Annotated in this window: 14 protein-coding genes and 1 tRNA gene; 9 read left to right on the top strand and 6 right to left on the bottom strand. The window is 67.4% G+C overall.

Going from position 1 to position 19,334, the window contains the following annotated elements; genetic code table 11:
- Positions 1–129: 129 nt before the first annotated feature.
- Positions 130–888 (bottom strand): GNAT family N-acetyltransferase, encoded by a 759-nt coding sequence (locus BDK92_RS41320; protein ID WP_211349425.1) that lies wholly within the window; start codon positions 886–888, stop codon positions 130–132.
- Positions 889–1,289: 401 nt separating this feature from the next.
- On the opposite strand from BDK92_RS41320, the gene BDK92_RS31060 reads away from it, so the two are divergent.
- Both BDK92_RS31060 and BDK92_RS40905 read left to right on the top strand, forming a co-directional pair.
- Positions 1,290–2,783 (top strand): family 43 glycosylhydrolase, encoded by a 1,494-nt coding sequence (locus BDK92_RS31060; protein ID WP_121159940.1) that lies wholly within the window; start codon positions 1,290–1,292, stop codon positions 2,781–2,783.
- Between the two features lie 259 nt (positions 2,784–3,042).
- Positions 3,043–6,588, top strand: a complete 3,546-nt coding sequence (locus BDK92_RS40905) for a rhamnogalacturonan lyase family protein (protein ID WP_211349426.1) — start codon at positions 3,043–3,045, stop codon at positions 6,586–6,588.
- 252 nt (positions 6,589–6,840) lie between these two features.
- On the opposite strand, the gene BDK92_RS31070 is transcribed toward BDK92_RS40905, so the two are convergent.
- Positions 6,841–7,101, bottom strand: coding sequence for a DUF6766 family protein (locus BDK92_RS31070; RefSeq protein WP_121159941.1), 261 nt, complete (start codon positions 7,099–7,101; stop codon positions 6,841–6,843).
- Between the two features lie 213 nt (positions 7,102–7,314).
- On the opposite strand from BDK92_RS31070, the gene BDK92_RS41325 reads away from it, so the two are divergent.
- Together BDK92_RS41325 and BDK92_RS31080 are read left to right on the top strand one after the other, a co-directional pair.
- Positions 7,315–7,770 carry a DUF6098 family protein gene (locus tag BDK92_RS41325; protein WP_425462277.1) on the top strand — a complete coding sequence of 152 codons (456 nt, stop codon included), beginning with the start codon at positions 7,315–7,317 and terminating at the stop codon, positions 7,768–7,770.
- A 164-nt stretch (positions 7,771–7,934) separates the two neighbouring features.
- Complete coding sequence (locus BDK92_RS31080) at positions 7,935–10,196, top strand: catalase (RefSeq protein ID WP_121159943.1); 2,262 nt, start codon at positions 7,935–7,937, stop codon at positions 10,194–10,196.
- Here BDK92_RS31080 and BDK92_RS31085 read toward each other — a convergent pair.
- A complete protein-coding gene (locus BDK92_RS31085) occupies positions 10,157–10,417 on the bottom strand; it encodes a PRC-barrel domain-containing protein (protein ID WP_147457177.1) in 261 nt (86 codons plus the stop codon). The genes BDK92_RS31080 and BDK92_RS31085 overlap by 40 nt on opposite strands.
- 296 nt (positions 10,418–10,713) lie before the next feature.
- Between BDK92_RS31085 and BDK92_RS31090 the strand changes: the two genes are divergently transcribed.
- The 5 genes from BDK92_RS31090 to BDK92_RS31110 all read left to right on the top strand — a co-directional run bounded on the left by BDK92_RS31090 (position 10,714) and on the right by BDK92_RS31110 (position 13,880).
- A complete protein-coding gene (locus BDK92_RS31090; RefSeq protein ID WP_211349427.1) occupies positions 10,714–11,130 on the top strand; it encodes a CBS domain-containing protein in 417 nt (138 codons plus the stop codon).
- Positions 11,131–11,932: 802 nt separating this feature from the next.
- Positions 11,933–12,319, top strand: coding sequence for a hypothetical protein (locus BDK92_RS38635; RefSeq protein ID WP_147457178.1), 387 nt, complete (start codon positions 11,933–11,935; stop codon positions 12,317–12,319).
- A 13-nt stretch (positions 12,320–12,332) separates the two neighbouring features.
- A tRNA-Met gene (locus BDK92_RS31100) sits at positions 12,333–12,406 on the top strand.
- A 486-nt stretch (positions 12,407–12,892) separates the two neighbouring features.
- Positions 12,893–13,195 (top strand): hypothetical protein, encoded by a 303-nt coding sequence (locus BDK92_RS31105; RefSeq protein ID WP_121159947.1) that lies wholly within the window; start codon positions 12,893–12,895, stop codon positions 13,193–13,195.
- A gap of 181 nt (positions 13,196–13,376) precedes the next feature.
- The gene (locus BDK92_RS31110) at positions 13,377–13,880 is read left to right on the top strand and encodes a MarR family winged helix-turn-helix transcriptional regulator (protein ID WP_121159948.1); all 504 of its coding nucleotides are present in this window, start codon (positions 13,377–13,379) and stop codon (positions 13,878–13,880) included.
- A gap of 71 nt (positions 13,881–13,951) precedes the next feature.
- Here BDK92_RS31110 and BDK92_RS31115 read toward each other — a convergent pair whose 3' ends face one another.
- The 3 genes from BDK92_RS31115 to BDK92_RS31130 all read right to left on the bottom strand — a co-directional run bounded on the left by BDK92_RS31115 (position 13,952) and on the right by BDK92_RS31130 (position 19,307).
- On the bottom strand, positions 13,952–14,860 hold the full coding sequence (locus BDK92_RS31115) for an LLM class flavin-dependent oxidoreductase (RefSeq protein ID WP_121159949.1): 909 nt from the start codon (positions 14,858–14,860) through the stop codon (positions 13,952–13,954).
- Positions 14,857–17,127, bottom strand: coding sequence for an LLM class flavin-dependent oxidoreductase (locus BDK92_RS31120; RefSeq protein ID WP_246017343.1), 2,271 nt, complete (start codon positions 17,125–17,127; stop codon positions 14,857–14,859). Before BDK92_RS31120 ends, BDK92_RS31115 begins: the two co-directional genes overlap by 4 nt.
- Before the next feature lie 761 nt (positions 17,128–17,888).
- A complete protein-coding gene (locus BDK92_RS31130; protein WP_211349428.1) occupies positions 17,889–19,307 on the bottom strand; it encodes an amidohydrolase family protein in 1,419 nt (472 codons plus the stop codon).
- Positions 19,308–19,334: the final 27 nt, after the last annotated feature.

Here is a 19,334-nt window from a genome sequence, read left to right on the forward strand (position 1 = left end):
GACACACCCTCCAAGCCAGTTGGAGGGCCGCGAAGGCGGCCGTCGGTTGCGCCATGAGTTGAGCGGCGATGCGGGGCAGGAGTGGGCGAAACACGGCGAGGCGACACCGATCCCACCCTGACGGCGGCTTCAACTGCTCTGAGGGATGCAGTAATAGGTGCGCAGAACGTCGCCGTCGGGAGTAAGTCGTTGGGATCTGGCTCTCCACCCCAGCCGTTCGTAGAAACCGGCTGCTCCTAAAGGCCCGACCGAGGTCTGCAACTCGGCCCACCTCGCGCCGGCAGTCCGGACATGTTCAAGGAAATGAGCTACCAGCCGCTCACCGATTCCGTTCTTGCGCCAACCCGGATGCACCGCCAGCGCGGTTATGACGGCCACCTGCGGAGAGGTGAACGACCTGGCCGCTGCTGGCTCCACCGGCCGATGGAGCAATCGGCGTGTCCACGGACGGAACCGCGATCGCAGTAAGCGGGCCGCAACGCGGGGCCGGACACACAGCGCAGCGCACCCGGTGCCTGCGAGGGATGCCATCGTGCGCCGGTCCGCCGTCAGTGCGGTGGCGTGGGCGGTCTGGTCGCTGGTGCCCAACAGGAATCCGACAACCGCACCCGGGGCAACCGCCGGGTCAATAACGACGTAGCCGACGCCGTGTCTCGAGTCGAGGAATGTGCGCTGCCAGCGACGGACAAAGCGGGCACCGAGTGACGGGAACATCCCAAACGGAAGCAGAGAAACGTGGGCACGGGACGTGGCTGGAAGGTCTTCTTCCGTCATCAGGCGCAGGACGAGTTGGCCGGGAGTTGGATTGGTTGCCGCAGAATCGGAGGTTGGCAGCGATGCCGTGGTGCTGGTGCTGGGACTGTTCTTGATCCTGCTGAGTAAGCGCATAACCTCGACAACCTCGATGTCAGGACGGAGACTCGGCCCGCCGCAGGTCACCCACCTCACCCTTGCTGGTGTATCTATCCGGCCTTCGGGTTCCTCCGGTGAGGGCACCCGTACACCACTGTCCCGTCCTGCCTCCACATCGCGCCAGCGCCGCGTACCCGTGGCCCCCGGTGTTATGCGTGCCGTAGCCAGCTGGCAGGGCAGCTGAACTGATTTGATTGATCAACCTGTGCGCTGTCCCTGGTGGCCGGCACCGGATGTTTGGAAGACCGCAGTTGATGACCCTGACGGGCGTGCCGGACGTCGTCGGTGCCGAGGTCATCAGCGGACGGCGTCTTATGGGTGTTTGTAGCGCGACCTGACGCTTGACGACATGAAGTAACACAGGCAAATATTGCTGAATGTCAATACTTGGAGGCATCCTCGGTAAGGTCGTTGCCGTCGCGGGAGTGCTCGCCGCCACCGCGGCGGCCGCTCCGGCGTCGGTCGCGCTGCCGGAGTACAGCACCGCCGAGGCGGGCAACCCGATCGTGGCCGGGTGGTACGCCGACCCCGACGTGGCGATCTACAACAACCGCTTCTACGTGTTCCCGACCGCTTCCCGCACGTACGCGGAACAGACCTATCTCGACGCCTTCTCCTCGACCGACCTGATCACCTGGACCAAGCACCCGAACGTCCTCAGCGCCGCGAACGTGAGCTGGGCGCGGTACGCCGTCTGGGCGCCCGCCCCGATCGCACGCAACGGCAGGTACTACCTGTACTTCGCGGCCAACGACATCCAGAGCAACAGCGAGCTCGGCGGTATCGGGGTGGCGGTGGCCAACCAGCCGGAGGGGCCCTACACCGACGCGATCGGGCGGCCGTTGATCGCGCAGTTCGTCAATGGAGCCCAGCCGATCGACCAGGACGTCTTCATCGACGACGACGGGCAGGCGTACATCTACTACGGCGGCTGGGGGCACGCCAACGTCGCCAAGCTGAACGCCGACATGACAAGCCTGGGCACGTTCGCCGACGGTACGACGTACAAGGAGATCACTCCGAGCGGGTACGTCGAGGGCTCGCAGATGTTCAAGCGCAACGGCAAGTACTACCTGATGTGGTCGGAGGGCGGCTGGACCGGGCCCGACTACTCGGTGGCGTACGCCATGGCCGACTCACCCACCGGCCCCTTCACTCGTCTCGACAAGGTCCTGGCGCAGGACCCCGCGGTGGCGCGCGGCGCCGGGCACAATTCGGTGCTGAACATCCCGGGCACCGACACCTGGTACATCTTCTACCATCGCCGGCCGTTGTCGGAGACCGGCGGCAACGCGCGGCAGGTCGCGTACGACCGGATGAACTTCAACGCCGACGGCACGATCCAGCGGGTGAAGATGCTCGTGGAGGACAACTTCGCCGACGGCAACTCGCTCGGCTGGAAGACGTACGGCGGGGTCTGGTCGGTCAACGGCGGCCAGTACCGGACGACCGCCTCCTACGGCGGCAAGTCACTGCTCGACGACAACCACGTCAACGCGACCTACGACCTCGACGTCACGGTCACGTCGGGTATCGGGGACGCCGGGCTGGTGTTCCGGGCCTCCAACGTGGGTACCGGAACCGACGCCTACCGTGGCTACTACGCCGGGATCACGCCGGCCGGGCGGGTGATTCTCGGTCGGGCAAACAACAGCTGGACCTTGCTCGGCTCGGCGCCGCTGCCGGTCGTCGCCGGCCAGCGGTACCACCTGCGCGTGGTGGCCAGCGGCTCGTCGATCAAGGTGTACGTCGGTGACCTGACCTCTCCCAGGATCTCGGTCACCGACGCCACCTACACGTCCGGCAGATCGGGCGTTCGCGTCTTCAACGCGGCCGCCGCCTTCGGCAACGTCGCTATCAGCAACCAGTAGGTGCCGGGCCGCGAGCGGGCTGAATCGCTAGGGCCAGGTGCGATCGCCTCGGCGGCTTTCCCCCCGGAGTACCAACACGCGGCTTGTCGAGGACGCGTTGGCCTGCTCGGCGACGGAGGCGAGCTGCGGATCGCGAAGTCAACGTTCGATCTTGCGGGACGGAGCGGGAGGCGGCAGGATGCAGGAAAGCGCTTGCCCAACGGAGGGCGATGCGAGATGGAGAACAAAAGTGCGAAAACCACTGCGTAAACTCGTTCCCTTGCCCCTGTCCCTGATGCTGGCCGCGAGCCTGTCCCCGTTCGGCTTCAGCTCTCCGGCTGCGAGCGCTGCCCCCGCGTCCAGTCTGCGGCAGATGGAGCATCTGACCCGTGGCTTGGTCGCCGCCCAGACCTCGAACGGAATATTCCTGAGCTGGCGTTTCCTGGGCAACGAACCTGACGGCATCTCCTGGAACGTCTACCGCAAGGATGGTGACGCGGACTTCGCGAAGATCACCACGATCGCGCCCAGGGACGTTCAGCCCGAGAGCAACTACGCCACGAACCCCGGCATCGTGAAAGAAGACGTCACCCCGTCCAACTACACCGACCCGGACGGCGCTCTGACCTCCATCTACGAGGTCGCTCCGGTCGTCGGCGGCGTCGAGGGCGAGCGGCAGGGCATGAGCGTGCCCATGCTGTCTGCCCTGGCCGGCCAGGCAGGCCAAGCCAACAGGGGCGCGGCGAGTTACATCCCGCTCAAGCCCGCGCCGGCTCCCGTACCGCTCGCGCACTTCACCTACCGCAACCAGCGCTTCGGCCCGGGCACCAACCTGAACGCGGCCAACATGGTCGTCCCGGGTACCGGGAACCAGAACTGGTACGTCGTCGACATGGATCTGCTGCGAGGCTTCCGTGTGGCGTATGACGATCAGGCAACCGTGACGCAGGAGCAGCTCGACCGTTGGGTCGCCACGCTCAACGAGCGCAACATGACCCCCAACGCTCTCGGCGTCGCCACCTACGCCACCGCTCGGCCGCTGATCAACTCCCTCGTGAACGGCAAGATCACGGAAGCGCTGTACAAGGAGCTGGAAGCCGAGTTCATCAAGTATGTAAAGAACCTGGATGCCGGCACATCGCTTCCGTACGCGAAGACCGGGACCGGCGCGATATACACGTCGCAAAGCAGCGCCTACTCCACGCATGACATGACGGTGGGTGATTTTGACGGCGACGGTGAGTACGAGATCGTCGTCAAGTGGCGCAGCACCCAGCAGGATCCCATGTACTCCGAGCCGATTTTCGGCGGCAGTAACACCACCACCGCCCCCGAGTACATCGACGTGTACAAGGTGGACGGCACCCTGCTGTTCCGTGTCGACATGGGCTACAACGTGCGGGCGGGCAACGACCACGAGACCACCCTGTTCGCCGAAGACTTCGACCGTGACGGCAGGTCCGAGCTGATGCTCAAGACCGGCCTGGGTACCCGCATCGGCAACTGGGACGAGGCGTCGCAGTCCGTCGTGTATCCGGACACCCTCAACACCGTTGTGGGCGGCGAGGACGGCCTGAACACGACCACGGACAAGTTCGAGGAATACTTCGCTACCGGCAACACCGGTGCTCTCGACACCTACTGGTCGCTCCTGAACAGCTTCGCCATCAGCTACCGCAGCCCCGTGGCGGGAGGCGGCAACGACGGAGTCAACGATCCGGCGGTCAAGCGGTGGATCAAGACGTACCACGTCGGCCCGATCGGCCCGGCAAAGGATGACCAGGAGTTCTTCTCGGCCTTCAAGTGGGACGCCGACGCCGGCAAGGGCGTGCTCGTGGACAGCGCCAGGTACCCGTTCCCGTACAAGGGCAGCGTCGACGGCGACAACTGGGCCATGACGCCCGCCACCCAGCGGGGCAACTTCTCCTATCTGGCGTACCCCGGCCCAGGTGCCGGCAGCGGCCCCGCCGACTACAAGTCGCAGATGATGGCCCCCTCGGAGGCCTATTGGCTCGAGCATCCGTGGAAGGCAGCCTCGTGGGGCGACGCGCAGGGCAACCGCGCCAACCGCTACGTCGGCGTCGTGGCAGCCCTGGACGGCAAGAACAACTACGCGGTGTCCCAGCGGGGCTACTACGCGAGGACGACTTTCGCCGCTTTCAACATCGTGAACGGCAAGGTCAACCTCCAGGCCAGCTTCGACTCGGCCGACCCGCAGTACTGGTCCCTGGGCGGCACCGCGTACGACTACCAGAACCGCGGCAACCATCAGACCCAATCCGGCGACCTCGACGGTGACGGCCGGGACGAGATCGTGATGAAAGCCATGGTCCTCGATCTGAGTGCCGACGGTACCAAGATCCTGCCCGAGGTGGTCAACGGCGACACCATGCCCACGATCGAGGGGCAGAACAGCGTCCCTCCGGTTGCCGGCAGCTTCGAGTTCGCCACCGACGCGGTCCGGAACAACCCGCTGAACAGGTGGGCGCCGCTGCGCCACGGCGACCGCAGCGCGCTGCTTCCGGTCGACAAGGACAACAGCATCCGCATGTGGTCCGGCAGCGAGGAGAACCTGCTGGACGACATCCGTACCGGCAGGCAGTTGGGCTGGATCCCTGGCCCGGAGGCCCACGACCCGATGAAGGGTCAGCGCCGCAACGACCAGGGCGAGATCGTCCACGAGAACTCGATGGTCTTCGGCGTGTACGCGGGTACGGACGCCGAGGGCGCGGTGGCGGGCAACTTCTCCAACCGCTGGCCGGGCGCGCAGGGACAGTCGCAGAACGGTGCCCGGAGCATGGTCACCGGCGAGCTTCTGAACGGCAGCAACAACCTGAGCAGCGGCCAGTACGCCATCTGGTTCGGCGGTGGCCTGACGGCTATGGCCGCCAGCAACGCGACCATCAGTACGGTCGACGACCTGACCTTCGCGACCTCCTCATACCTCGCGACCGGCCTCACGTCGACCGGCAACAAGAGCACTCCCACGCTCAAGGCCGACCTGATGGGCGACTGGCGCGAGGAGCTCGTGCTCCGTGCCTCCGGCAACCGTCTGGCCATCGTTACGACCCTGTCGCCGACCGAGTACGGCATCCGTACGCTGATGCACGACCCGATGTACCGCATGGGAGTCGCGAACAAGAACACCGGTTACGACCAGTTCGGTTTCGCCAGCTTCTACCTGGGCGACGAGGCTGAGCTGCCCGCGATGAGGACCGACATCGCTGTTCCGGCCGGGCCCGACAAGACCGCTCCGACGATCTCGGTGAAGCCGGAGTCGGAGGGTAAGGACGGGGTCTACAGCAGCGTTTCCTTCAAGCTGTTCGATGCCGGCAAGGTCGCCAAGCTCACCCTGAACGGGGTGGAGAAGGACCTGACCGATGACACCTACTCCGATCTCAACGGGGTGAAGCCCGGCGTGTTCGGGGCGGTACTCGGGGCGAACGAGCTGAAGGTGTACGACGTGGCGGGCAACGTCACGACCCTGACCTTCACACTGGTCGAGCCGAAGCCGGCGGTTCCGGCCTGGGACTCGAAAAAGGCCTACAACACCGGCGACCAGGTGTCCTACAACGGGGCGATCTACATCGCCCAGTGGTGGACGCAGAACGAGAAGCCAGGTAGCAGTGCGACCGGCTCGTGGAAGGAGCAGGGCGTCCTCGTCCCGGCGGCCGGGGCCGACGTCCGGGCCTGGACCGCGTCCTGGGTCTACACCGGCGGCGAGACGGTCGCGTACAACGGCCACACCTGGAAGGCCAGGTGGTGGACCCGGAACCAGCAGCCGGGCGATCCCAACGGCCCGTGGCAGGACCTCGGCACCTACTGACAACTGACGCCAAGGGGGGAGGGTCGGTCCGTAAGGGCCGGCCCTCCCTGCTGCACCAAGCCACGAATCGCACCCTTCTGCGCACACCAGTTGCGGCTCTCCGCGACCCACGAATGGCCGCCGTTGGTCCGGCTCGTGGTGGTCGGCCCGGACGGCACTCTGCGCGACGACAACGGAGCGGCCGGCCGCCCGGCATTGCTCCGGTTCAGAGGTCGTGCTTGTAGTTGATCTAGGTGTGGAATCCGAGGAGCCTCACTTGTCTCGGTCAGGGCTGTTGGGATCCAAATTCCGTTCCCGTAGCAGGGCGTCCAGTTTCGCCTCGATCCGTTCGTCCGACTCACGGGACTGCGACGAACCCCAGTAGTAGAAGATGGCCAGGTCGGCGGCCTGCCAGATGAGTTGCAGGAACTCGGATTGCCAGTTCTCGAAAGTCGATGAGAAGAACTGTGGTGGAAACTCGCTCCACGTGAAGGTCTGCCCGTGCTGCTGGGATTCATTGTTTACGGTTATCAACTGAAAGATGAGCCCAGGTCTGGCAGATGTTGCGGCGGAGCGGCGCCGTCCGGCACAGGGATCTGATACTCCCAGGTCGGGCAACCTGCCGGGCGTATCCGGCCCGCTGCGGGGCTGCCGGGCGCAAGGCTGAAGGAGGGGCGGACGACAGGAATGAGCGACCCGCGTTTCGGGCAATGCGGGAGGGTGGAGCGAGAGCATAATGATGCGGAAATGGACGTCATTGAGGATCTTGAGCAACTGGCCGCGCGCGTACGCGGAGCGGGCGAGGATCAGGAGCTGTATGTACGGTGGTCCCGTGGCCCGATGGCCGACCTGGCTGCCGGTCGGCGGAAAGAGCAATCCAGCCGGGATGCCTTGACCGGGGTTACGCTCCCGGGTCTCTCGGCCAATCCACTACGGGTGGAGCCCTGGTGGGGGAACCGATCCGTCCGACTGTGGGTCGCCCGCCGGCTTTACGACTACCGCCACCTCCGTGATCTCCGCCGTCCCGGCGCATCTCCCTGGGTATTTGTTGGCGAACAGTGCGGCCGGGGACCTGACAACGAGCCACTGGTGATCTGTCACCAACCAATTGCCTGGGTCTCCGAGAAGGCTCTCCAGGAGGCGGACGTCGCCATACGCGAGCAACACTCCGACGAGTGGGGACCGCTACATCGCAGCAACTAGAAGTTGATCGGGTCGACGCGGTCGGGGCGGACGGACTCTCTCAGGCCCGGTACAGGCGCAGCCCGGACAAGTGGGGTGTTTCGTATGCCCGGTCATGGGTAGGGCCCCCAGTTACGTGCTCGCCTAGTTTCGTGCTCGTCGCCGATCGAGAAGGGAACGTCCAGATGGATTCCAGCAAGCCGGCCAAGGCGGTCAAGGATGTCGTGGGGGCCGCCGCAGAGAAGGTGGCCGAGGTCCTGACCCCGGACGTTCCCGGCGCACCCGGCAGCGTTCCGCCAACGGTCGAGGAACCGACGGCCCCGCGTGACCCGTTGCCCCCGAAGGCGGAGCAGGGGGCTCCAGAGACCCGTACGCCGACCGGCGCGGAGACCGGCGCGCAGACAACCACGAACGGGCAGCAGGGCCGCTTTCTGACGACCGCGCAGGGAGCGCGGCTGCGCGACACCGACCACTCGCTGAAGGCCGGACCGCGCGGTCCGGTCCTGCTCCAGGACCACCACCTGCGCGAGAAGATCACGCATTTCGACCACGAGCGCATCCCCGAGCGGGTGGTGCACGCACGTGGCGCCGGAGCACACGGCGTGTTCGAGAGCTACGGCACAGCCGAGGAGATCACGAAAGCAGGCTTCCTCGCGAAGGGCAGGAAGACCGACGTCTTCGTCCGATTCTCCACCGTCCTCGGCTCACGCGGATCGGCCGACACGGTCCGCGACACTCGCGGCTTCGCGACAAAGTTCTACACCGACGAGGGCACCTTCGATCTCGTCGGCAACAACATCCCGGTCTTCTTCATCCAGGACGCCATCAAATTCCCCGACATCATCCATGCCGGGAAGCCACACCCGGACCGCGAGATCCCACAGGCCCAGAGCGCGCATGACACCTTCTGGGACTTCGTCTCCCTGCACACCGAGGCCCAGCACCACACGATGTGGAACATGTCCGACCGTGGCATCCCTCGCTCGTATCGGATGATGGAGGGCTTCGGCGTGCACACCTTCCGGCTCGTGAACGCGGGTGGGGAGACAGTGCTGGCGAAGTTCCACTGGAAGCCCAAGCTGGGCGTGCACTCCCTGACCTGGGAAGAGGCGCAGCTCCTGGGTGGCATCGACCCCGACTTTCACCGTCGGGACCTCTACGACGCGATCGAGGCCGGCGCGTACCCGGAGTGGGAGCTCGGCGTCCAGGTATTCCCCGACACGCCCGAGGAGACCTTCGCCGGGATCGACCTGCTCGACCCGACGAAAATCGTGCCCGAGGAGCTCGCGTCGGTGCAGCCGCTCGGGAGGTTGACGCTCAACCGCACGCCGACGAACTTCTTCGCCGAGACCGAGCAGGTCGCCTTCCACGTCGGCCACCTACCGCCGGGCATCGACGTCACCAACGACCCGCTGTTGCAGGGCCGGCTCTTCTCGTACGTCGATACCCAGATCACCCGGTTGGCCGGCCCCAACTTCTCGCAGATACCGATCAACCGTCCGCATGCCCCCGTCAACGACATGCTGCGAGACGGCTTCCATCAGCAGGCCGTGCACGCGGGTGTCGCCCCGTACCGACCGAACTCGCTCGACGGCGGCAATCCCTTCCCGGCGGGCGACAAGGACAACGCGTTCGTCGACGTACCCGTGACGGTTGCCGAGGCACCGAAGGTACGCCAGAACCCGGCCTCGTTCGACGACCACTTCAGCCAGGTTCGGCTGTTCTGGCAGAGCATGTCGCCGGTCGAGAAAGAGCACATCATCCGCGCCTACACCTTCGAACTTGCCAAGTGTTACCACCAAGCGATTAAGGAACGTCAACTCCAGTGCCTCGCCAACATCGACCCGGTGTTGTGTGCGCAGGTCGCCACCGGTCTCGGTCTTCCCGCCCCGGAGCCGACCGTGCCACTCGCCGAGGTCGCGCCCAGCCCTGCGCTGTCGCAGCTGGGCAAGGAGTGGCCCTCCGACGGTCGGACGGTCGGGATTGTCGTCGACCCCGACGCCGGCCCCGACAACATTGCCCAGTTGCGCGGAGCGGTGTTCGCGGCCGGCATGGTGCCCTTACTGATCGCCCCGCACGGCGGCACGGTCGCCGGCGTTCCCGTACAGCGGACCTTCGCCACCGCCCGATCGGTCGAGTTCGACGTACTCCTGCTGGCCGCGGCACCAGCACCGGCAGCGGACGCGATCCCCGCACGCGACGCCAAGGCGGGAGCGGCGAACACGGCCACAGTGGATCCCCGGGTGCTGCTCCTGGTCGACGAGTGCTGGCGGCACGCCAAGGCGATCGGCGCGTGGGGCGGTGGCGTCACGGTCCTGGAGCAGTCGGGACGGGCCGGCTCGCCCGGTGTCGTCACGGGTGATTCCTGGTCCGAGGTCTTCACCGCGGTGGAGCGGCTGCTGACCAATCACAGGGTATGGGAGAGATTCGCGGTGTCGGTCGCCTGACGTACCCGCTTGCCGACCCTGGGTGCGGTGGCGCCGTCGGCGGATTCCGCCTGGGCATCCGGCGACGCGCCCACCCGGGGCGGCGCGACGGGCGGTGCGGCCGGTAGCGAAAGCCGGGAGCCGGTGACCGGGGGCCGCCGGTCCCGTAGGTCGCGTACCGTCCCGATCGGTTTGCCGTCGACGCCGTAGACGGTCGCGCCGAGCAGGTCGGTGGCCCTCACGAGCCCGCTCCGGGGATGCGGTCGATGATGTGGTCCCCGGGTCCAGTCCCGGAACCGGTCGGCGTCCAACGGGTCGCGGGATACGGTCAGCCGCACCTGCAGCCGGTCGGTTTTCGCTCGTCCCAGCCTCGGCACGCCCCAGCACCCGCCGGCCGCGCAGCAGGAGGCGGCGGGGAAGCAGGCGCGTACGGGACGGACCATTCCGAAAGCGGAGAATCAGCGGTTGGCAGGATTGGACGCCGCATCGACGGGTACCGCTTACGAAAGCCCCCGACGAAGTGGAAGAGGTTGGACCAGTGACTACCGCACGAGACATCATGACTCCCGGTACCACCTGCATCGGCGAGGACGACGACATGCTGACGGCGGCCCGCCGGATGGCCGAGTTGGGCATCGGCTCGATGCCGATCTGTGGCAGCGACAATCGACTCAAGGGAATGCTCACCGATCGCGACATCGTGATCAAGGTGCTCGCGGAAGGCCGTGATCCGGCCAGCGTGACGGCGGGCGAACTCGCCCAGGGCAAGCCCGTGACGATCGGCGCGGACGACGACGCCGAGGAGATCCTCCACACCATGGGCAGCTATCAGGTACGGCGCCTGCCGGTCATCGACGGTCACGAGTTGGTCGGTGTGGTCGCCGTCGCCGACGTGGCCCGCGCCATGTCCGACCGTCCCGTGGGCGACCTGATCGACGCCATCTCGCAAAACTGAGGCCCACCGCGCATGTCTCAACAGATAACCGAGGCGACCACACCGACCCGCCCCACCGCATTGGCGGGGCGAAGGGCCTGAAACGTCAGCATCCGCGCATCGCGGTCGACGGTCCTGAGCCGAGCCGGCAGCGGTCCTGCCCCCGCAGCATGGGGCCACGAGCGGTCGCGGGCTCGCCGCCCACGGCGGCGAGCCCGCGACCGGGTTGCGAGCACGACAGTGAGCGGCCGTGGCACTTGCCGGTGTCGCTGCCGTATGGGGTGGCGCCGGGTATCTCACTACTGCCCCTACCGACTATCACGACTACCGGATCATCACCGTCCACTCCGCACAGTCCGCCTACAACGCGGTCGCCACCGCGCAGCTCGCGGGCCGGGGCCAGCAGCTCCGGCCTCGGCGTTGTCCTGCTCGCCGGTGCGGCCGGACTGCTCGTACCGACCGCCGCAGCCACCGGCAAACTCGTCGCCGCCGCCGTCATGGGCCTGAGTGCCCTGCGCTTCGCTGTCACCGGCATCGCCGAGATCACCGCATTGCCAGACTGGAGTAGCGCAGCCGGCTGGTGCGGCCTGGTACTGGCAGTGGTCGCGCTCCGCCTGTCACCGCTTGGACCGCGGATGCCGCCAGGCATGCCTTCCCGAGGCGCGGGTCGTCCGGCTCGGCCACAACGCCGGTGCCGCGGCTCGCGATGTCGGCGTCGAGTTGGCCCGCACTCCGTTCGTCGCCTTGCCGACGACGACTCCTACTGGGCCGGGAGCCCGACTCGTTGGAACATGCGGCGCGGCTCTTTCGGACTCATCCCCGCGTGCGCTTGCTGGCCAGGCATGTGCCAGTCGGCCCGGGGCAGCGCCTCGACCCGGTGTCGGCGGCGATGGCCGAGCAGCCGCTCGGAACGCCGCCAGACCTGCCCGGTCCGGCGGTTCTGGACTTCCTGGCCTGCGCGGCGGTCGTCCATCGCCGGGCATTCCGCCAGATCGGCGGGTTCTCGTGGCAATGTCCGAACGGGGTACTACAACGGCGCGTTGATCGCGCCCGTCGTACCAGTATCTATTTCCGGGCGATTGACCACGCCGCCGTCACGCGGGTGCACGATTCGGGCCCACCGGGCGAGCCGGCAGCCGTCTCGGCGTCGTGGTCGGGCGTGACGGGTTCGGATCCATCCGACGAAAGTGCGGACGGGCGACTGCGCTAAGCTCATCAGGCATCGCGGGGTGGAGCAGCTCGGTAGCTCGCTGGGCTCATAACCCAGAGGTCGCAGGTTCAAATCCTGTCCCCGCTACAAATGAAAGTGCAGGTCAGAGCCTGTCCCGATTTTCAGGGGGCGGGCTCTTGATCTTTATTCCGGGCGTAGTCCGGGCACACGAAAAGCGCGAGGCGACACGGGATGGCGGGACGTCGATCTTTTGCGTGTTGGCCGTCGGATCGAAACCCATCCTTTTCGATGCCTCTGGGGCCCCGTGCTCCGTCGGTCCCGATCCCCGAACTTGAGGGGCATCGATCCCGAGTGGGATATGGGGTTACCCCTGCCGCCTTCGCCAGCGGCCGACCTTGTGCCATGGGTCCCCACGTTGACTGCGGTTCCGGGCGCTGGGCGTGTATTGCCGGCACGGCGGCGCGGCCCTGTGGTTCGTCGGTGTAGAGGTCCTTCGCCATGTGGGAGCTTCTGCCGCTGGCGGAGAAGTACATCACCGCCGCGGAGTGGAAGGCGATGGGCGAGCACGGAATGCGCGCGACCCCGAAGTAGTACCTCGCGCTGATCACCGGTATGACGATGTACGAGGGGGACCCCGAGGTGATCAAGGGTGTTCTCGCCGAGGCTCCGCTGGTGATCCGGCTGGTCATGCCGATCATCGGTCGGCGCGCCTACGCCGCCCACGCCAAGCGGATCCACGGCACCGCGACCCCACAGCGCTTCTCCACCCCCCGCTCGCTGAGCCAACCTGCTCCCGGACCGGCAGTGGACAGCGCCACACCAGGTCCACCTCCGGCAGCCGCGATGAGCTACAAAGATCCACAAGCCGGTGAGCGCGATTCCCGGCCGGTAGTTTCCGGTGTTCAATGCGACTGATTGTGGTTGCCCTGACGAAAATCGATCCGTGGCTGAAGATCGATCCGTGGCAGACCGTCACAGCCGGGAACGACCAACCGAGATGCCCGTTGACACCCGGGCAGCACTCAGGGGGCTGGTGCGCCAGCGGGGCTCTCCCGGAAGGCTGATGCGTCAACAAGTCCGAGGTAGGCTGCCAGGTATGACCGAACCGCGCTGGCTGAACCCGCAGGAACGGCGGACCTGGCGGGCGTACCTCCGGATGCAGCGTGCGGTGGAGGTCGCCGCCGACCGGCAGTTCGGTGCGGCCGGGATCTCCCGTCCCGAATACGAGGTGCTCGTTCCGCTCTCCGAAGCTGAGGAGCGGACCCTGCGCGTACGGGACCTGGCCAGGTGGCTTGGCTGGGACCGCAGCCGGATCGCCCACCAGCTCCGCCGGATGGAGCAGCGGGGCCTGATCACCCGGTCCGACTGCCCGGAGGATGCCCGGGGCACGATGGTGCGGCTGACCGACCAGGGTTACGAGGCCGTCGCCGCCGCGGCGCCCGGACATGTCGAGATCATCCGCAGGGTCCTGATCGACCTGATCGACCCCGACGAGATGGCCCAACTCACCGCCATCGCCGAACGGGTGGCAGCCGCCGCCGGCTACGCCGACCTGCCCTATCCGGAATCGGGCGGTGGGTCGGCTGGCCAGCGGTTGTAACATCTCGGGACCGGCGCAAAACATTCTGCCGACCCGTTCGTCAGTGGCCGCCACCACGAGCGGTGCGACCGTCAACGCTGGACGGTGTTCCGCTCCGCGGCGACCAGTTCCCGGGTAGCCGGAGCGACCTCCGCAGCGAAGATCTCCACCGTGGCGGGGTCGTCGGCGGCCAGGATGAACGCACTCACCCCGTCCTTCAGGGTCAGGCCGGCGAGCTCTTCCGCCCACTGCACGGGCGGGCCGTCGAACTGCGCGCGACCGCTCGGTGCGAACCGCCCGGAGACGTTGAGCATCCGCCGAACCTCGGCCGGGTTCCGGCCAGCCGCCGTCGCGCTCGCGTCGATCTGCTCGTTCATGCCCGCGAGGTCGGCTGTCCCACCTGGCAGATAGGAGAGGCTGGGCAGCCAGCCGTCAGCGATCCGGGCGGTCAGCCGCAGCATCCGGGGTTGGTACGCGCCGAGCCAGACGTTGACGGGGTGGGCGGGGGCGGGTCCGCGCCCAGCGCCGTCGAGCCGGTAGTGTTCGCCCTCAAGGCGTACCCCGCCCGGCTTGTCGACTGCCCAGAGTTCGCGGATGAGGTGGACGGCCTCCCCGAGCGCCGTGATCGCCTGGCCCGGCGAAAGCCGCCGGCCGCCCATCGCCGCGATCCCGTCCCAGAGCGCCCCCGCGCCGATACCGAGTTCGAACCGGCCACCACTGAGTAGGTCGAGACTCGCCGCACTCCGGGCCACCACCGCCGGGTGCCGCAGCGGCAGGTTGAGCACGTTGGCGCTGAGATGAACCCGGTCGGTACGCGCGGCGACATAGCTCAGCAACGTCCAGGTGTCGTGGAAACTCGGCTGGTACGGATGGTCCTGGAAGGTGACCAGGTCCAGCCCGACACGATCGGCGAGCACCGCCAGGTCCACGGCGTGCCGGACTGGTTGCACGGTGGGTGTGGTGAAGATGCCGAACATCAGGTCGTGTCCGTAGTCGGTCATGACGCCGTCCTTAAAGTGGTGCCAGGGGTCAGGGTGACGTTGTCGTCGAAGAGGTTGTCCGGGTCGTACTGCGTCTTCAAACCGCGCAGCCGGGCCAGGGTCGTGGGCGCGTATGCCTCGGCGAGCCGTTCTGGACGCCCGTCGACCTCGAAGTTGAGGTAGTTGCCGTCCTGATGCTCGGCCATGACGGCGTCCCAGACCTCGTTCAGTCGTTTCTGGCTCCGGCCGAGCACGGCCAGGTGGAAGTTCGCGGTGCGGTTGCTCCAAGCGGTGGCGTCCGCGTCGATGTCGTTGACCGCCCCGCCGACCGCACGGATGTGGAAGTAGAAGACGGCACCGCTGCTTAGCAGGCGGGCGGCAGCCCGGGCGACCTCGGGCGTGAGGTGGGTGAAGAGGCCGGACCGTATGACCGGTTCGCCGTGGCCGTGGTGTGGGCCGTCGCTCGCGTTGGCCAGCACCGAGGCATAGGGCGTGATGACGACCCGCTGGTCGTAACCGGGTGCGATGTCGGCGATCGGCTGCAGGTGACGGACGATCGTGTCGGGGTCCGCCGAGTCGACCAGCGCGGACACCTGTGCCACGGGCTGCCCCGGTCCCAGGACGAGCGCGCTGGTCACGTCACGGGAGGACGCCTCGACGAAGGCGCCCCAGCGGGTGATGACCTCGGCCGGGTCGCTGGCGTCGAGCGTGAAGGTCGCCCAGCCGACGTCACCGATTTCGTCCACCTCGAACTCGAAGGCGGTGGCGACGCCGAAGGCCGCTCCGGCGCCGCGTACCGCCCAGAAGAGGTCCGGGTGTTCGGTCTCGCTGGCACGCACCGGGGTGCCGTCGGCGAGGACCAATTCAACCGCGCGCAGGTGGTCGATGGTCAGTCCGTGTTTGCGCGCCAGCCAGCCGACGCCGCCGGCGGTGGCGAGGCCGCCGACGGCCACCCCGCCATGATCACCGGAGGTGAGCGCCCAGCCGTACGGTTCGAGCGCGGCGGCGACGTGCATCCACCGCGCGCCGGGCCCGAGGCGGACCCGGCGCGTCGCCTTGTCCAGCACCTCGATTTCGTTCATCAGGCCGACGTCGATCACGATCCCGCCGTCGTTGGTGGACCGGCCGCGCAGGCCGTGCCCGCCGCTGCGGATACCGAGCGGCACCTCCCGATGCGCCCGGGCGTAGGCGAGCGCCTCGGCGACCTCGGCGGGGGTACGCGGTCGCAGGACCAAGCCGGGCGCCCCGCCACGGAAAAAGTTCGACCTGACCCCGGCGTACCCCGGGTCACCGGGCTCCACGGCCGTGTCGGCGAGCGAATCCGGCACCTCGTCATAGGCGATGCCCGGACGCCGCTGGGCGCAAACCGCCGCGCCGCGTCGCGGGCCGCGCGATGGGGCCGGGAGCGTCTGCTCGGCCGCCGCCCGCAGCGCCGGCGCCACCTCCCCGGCGAACCGTGCCATTGCCTCCACGTCGTCGCTGGCCAGGACGATGGTGCGGACGCCGTCGGCGACAACCAGTGGTAGCAGGTCCTCGACCCAGCCGGCGGCCGGCCCGTGCAGGAAGCCTTGGCGGGTGCCGGAGAACTCACCGGAGATGGTCACCAGCCGCCGGATCCCCGCCGGGTCACGACCCGCCTTCCTGGCCGCCTCGTCGATGATTCGGTTGCCCTTCCGGAGGTCGTCCGGCCCGTCTGGGCCGAGCGTGGTGAGCCACCCGTCGGCCTTTGCGGCGACCAGCCGCAGGAGTCGAGGGGCGGTGCCGCCGAGCCAGATCGGGATCTCGTGCGCCGGCAGCGGGCCGCGCGGTGCCCCGTCGAGTCGCAGGTGCCGGCCGGCGTAGTGCACCGGTCCTGGCTCGCCGGCGGCGAGCACGGCGCGGATGACGTCGACCGACTCGCCGAGCGCGTCGATCGCGCCGAGCGGGTTGAGCCGCGGGCCAGCCGGCGCGACGACGACCGCCTGGTTGGCGGCGCTGAGAGCGAGTGCCAGCCGTCCGCCGGAGAGCAGGTCCAGGCTGGCTGCGGATTGGGCGAGCACCGTCGGGTACTGCGGCGGTCCGCTGATCAGGTTCGCGGCAAGGCGGATCCGTTCGGTCCGGCCGGCGATCCAGGAGAGCAGCGTCCAGGTGTCCAGGTGTGCCGGCTGGCCCGAGATCCCGGCGAAGGTGACGAGGTCGAATCCGAGCGCCTCGCTGTGCCGAGCGAGTTCCACCGGCGTCTCGGGCGACGTGCTCACCGGTGTGACGAGCGTGCCGAACTCAAGGCGGTGGGTATTGGCAGATGACACGATTACCTCTTCGATATGCTGATGTGTCAGCAACATTACGACGCTCGCCCACGAAACAAGAGGTGACGCTCGCCACCCGGACCGGGGGTCGGGTGCCGTACCGCCGCCCGTGGACCTGCCTCGACCGGACGGCGGTGTCGCGGTGTGCGCGGTGCTGGCCGGGGCGTGCACGTTCGCCGCGGTCAGTAACTGGGTGCGGGATCTGGACCGGCCGGCCTGGGGACGGCTCGGGTTCACCGACCGGATACCAGCGGCCACGACGGTGTGGCGGCTGCTGACCGACCGGCGCCGGCCGCCGCTGGACCATGCGTTGGAAAGCACCCCTGAATGCCTTCCAGATCACCTTCGAAGGCCGACTCGACCCGGCCAACCACTGACTACCTCATTGACCTGCGGTCGAGATTGATCACCGACAACAGACAATCGATGGATACGCGGTGCGGCGATACCTAAGGTCATGGCATCGCCGCACTGCGGCGTCAGTGAACCGCGAAACCGGCTTGGCGTGGGCCTCGCACTCGGCGATCGCAGCATGCCGTGCCGCGTTCCAAACTCGACCCGGGTAGCTGGACATGCAGCCAGGGGGTTCCGTCGGCCTTGGTACCGGAGGGCCCCGTCGGCGGGCGGCGGCGACCAGGTTCTGCAGCCCGGTGTCGATCACCGCATGCTGAGTCTCCATGATTTCGACGAGTGGCCGTACCTCGCCGGGGCAACGCTCACACGATTTCGGAGCGCGGCCTGCCTCCGCCGCCCATCCAGTCTCAGCCGAGAAGGTTCCGGCGTACGCCCGCGGCCTGGAAGAGATAGTCGCGTGACTCCTCGAGTTCGTGGCCGAGCCGGTCCAGGTCGGCGTCGAGCAACTGTCCCTTCCACTTACGGATCTTGCCGGCCACGATCACCGTTTCCACGTTGGTACGGTCCATCAGCGATACCACAGCGCCGGGCGCGTTGTTGACCGGCACGACGTTGAGCGCGGTGGCGTTGAGCAGGACGATGTCGGCTTCCTTGCCAACCGTCAGAGAGCCTGTCCGGTGGCCGAGGCTCAGGTGGTCGGCACCGTTGACAGTGGCGAATCGCAGCACGTCGCGGGTGCCCAACAGCGGAGGCGTAGCGGGCTGGTTGCCAGCCTGGTCGAGAACGGCTTGATTGACGAGCATGCGCTGCACGGTCATAGCACTACGCATGAGCGTGAACGGATCGGCGGTCATCGTGGTTTCGACGTCGGAGCTCAGCGACGGCTCCATGCCCAGTTCCTGCATCTTCAGCAACGGCGGTGTGCCGTGCCGCATAACCATCTCGACGGGCACGGCCAGGGAGACCTTCGCGCCGGCGTCCCGGACTGCCTTCCAGGCGAAATCACTCATCCCGGTCATGTGAATGAGCAGCACGTCCGGGCCCAGCCTGACCTTCTTCGCCCCGCCTTCGCCGCGCACCAGCGTGTCGAAGAGCGAACTCCCCCCGGAGCTTCCGATGACGTGTGCCGCGATCGGCAGGTCCAGGGCGCGGGCGATGGTCCAGGACCGCGTGGGCACGTCGTCGCCGAGATACATCTCGCCGCCCATGACCATCGTCACCAACTGGTCATCCGAGGAGAACCACTCGTTGCGGACTCGATACGCGTCGTCCGGATAAGCCGCTCCAGCGCGGCCGTCGCCCTCGAAGTAACCGAACGCCGACCGGCGCCCTGTATCGACAAGAGCCTGAATCGCCGCGTCGGTGTGCTCGGGCGAGTGATGGATCTGCGAGACGTCGAGAACGGTCGTGACACCGGCGTCGAGCTGAGACAGCCCGCCGAACAACGAGTTAATATACACGTCCTGCGGGCGGTAGACAGGCGAGAACTTCTGCAACACGTACTCGAAGTACGAGGGATCGGCGCTCGGCGTACCGGATCCGTCGTTGAACAGCAGCGCGTCGGGCAAGAAGGAGCGCAACGCGGTCTCGAACAAATGGTGGTGCGTGTCGACGAACCCGGGCACAACGATTCGTCCGCGGGCGTCGATCACCTCCGCGTCGCCGGTGTCCAGCTCAGGGCCGATCGCGACGATGCTTTTGCCCTCGACAAGAACATCGGCGGTTTCGAAATCGCCCGCGGCGGGGTTCATGGACAAGACCGTGCCGCCGCGGATGACGTAGCGGCGGCCACGAGGCGGTGCTGACGGGACAGTGGTGTCAGGCACGAAACTCTCCTGTGATGAAGGGGATGG

Origin of the sequence: Micromonospora pisi, assembly GCF_003633685.1 — a bacterium.
Lineage (GTDB): Bacteria > Actinomycetota > Actinomycetes > Mycobacteriales > Micromonosporaceae > Micromonospora_G > Micromonospora_G pisi.

Excerpts from the sequence above, each read along its gene's own strand:
- BDK92_RS41320 (WP_211349425.1), bottom strand. The coding sequence starts at position 888 with ATGCGCTTACTCAGCAGGATCAAGAACAGTCCCAGCACCAGCACCACG.
- BDK92_RS31060 (WP_121159940.1), top strand. The coding sequence starts at position 1,290 with ATGTCAATACTTGGAGGCATCCTCGGTAAGGTCGTTGCCGTCGCGGGA.
- BDK92_RS41325 (WP_425462277.1), top strand. The coding sequence starts at position 7,315 with ATGGACGTCATTGAGGATCTTGAGCAACTGGCCGCGCGCGTACGCGGA.
- BDK92_RS31080 (WP_121159943.1), top strand. The coding sequence starts at position 7,935 with ATGGATTCCAGCAAGCCGGCCAAGGCGGTCAAGGATGTCGTGGGGGCC.
- BDK92_RS31105 (WP_121159947.1), top strand. The coding sequence starts at position 12,893 with ATGACGATGTACGAGGGGGACCCCGAGGTGATCAAGGGTGTTCTCGCC.
- BDK92_RS31110 (WP_121159948.1), top strand. The coding sequence starts at position 13,377 with ATGACCGAACCGCGCTGGCTGAACCCGCAGGAACGGCGGACCTGGCGG.
- BDK92_RS31115 (WP_121159949.1), bottom strand. The coding sequence starts at position 14,860 with ATGACCGACTACGGACACGACCTGATGTTCGGCATCTTCACCACACCC.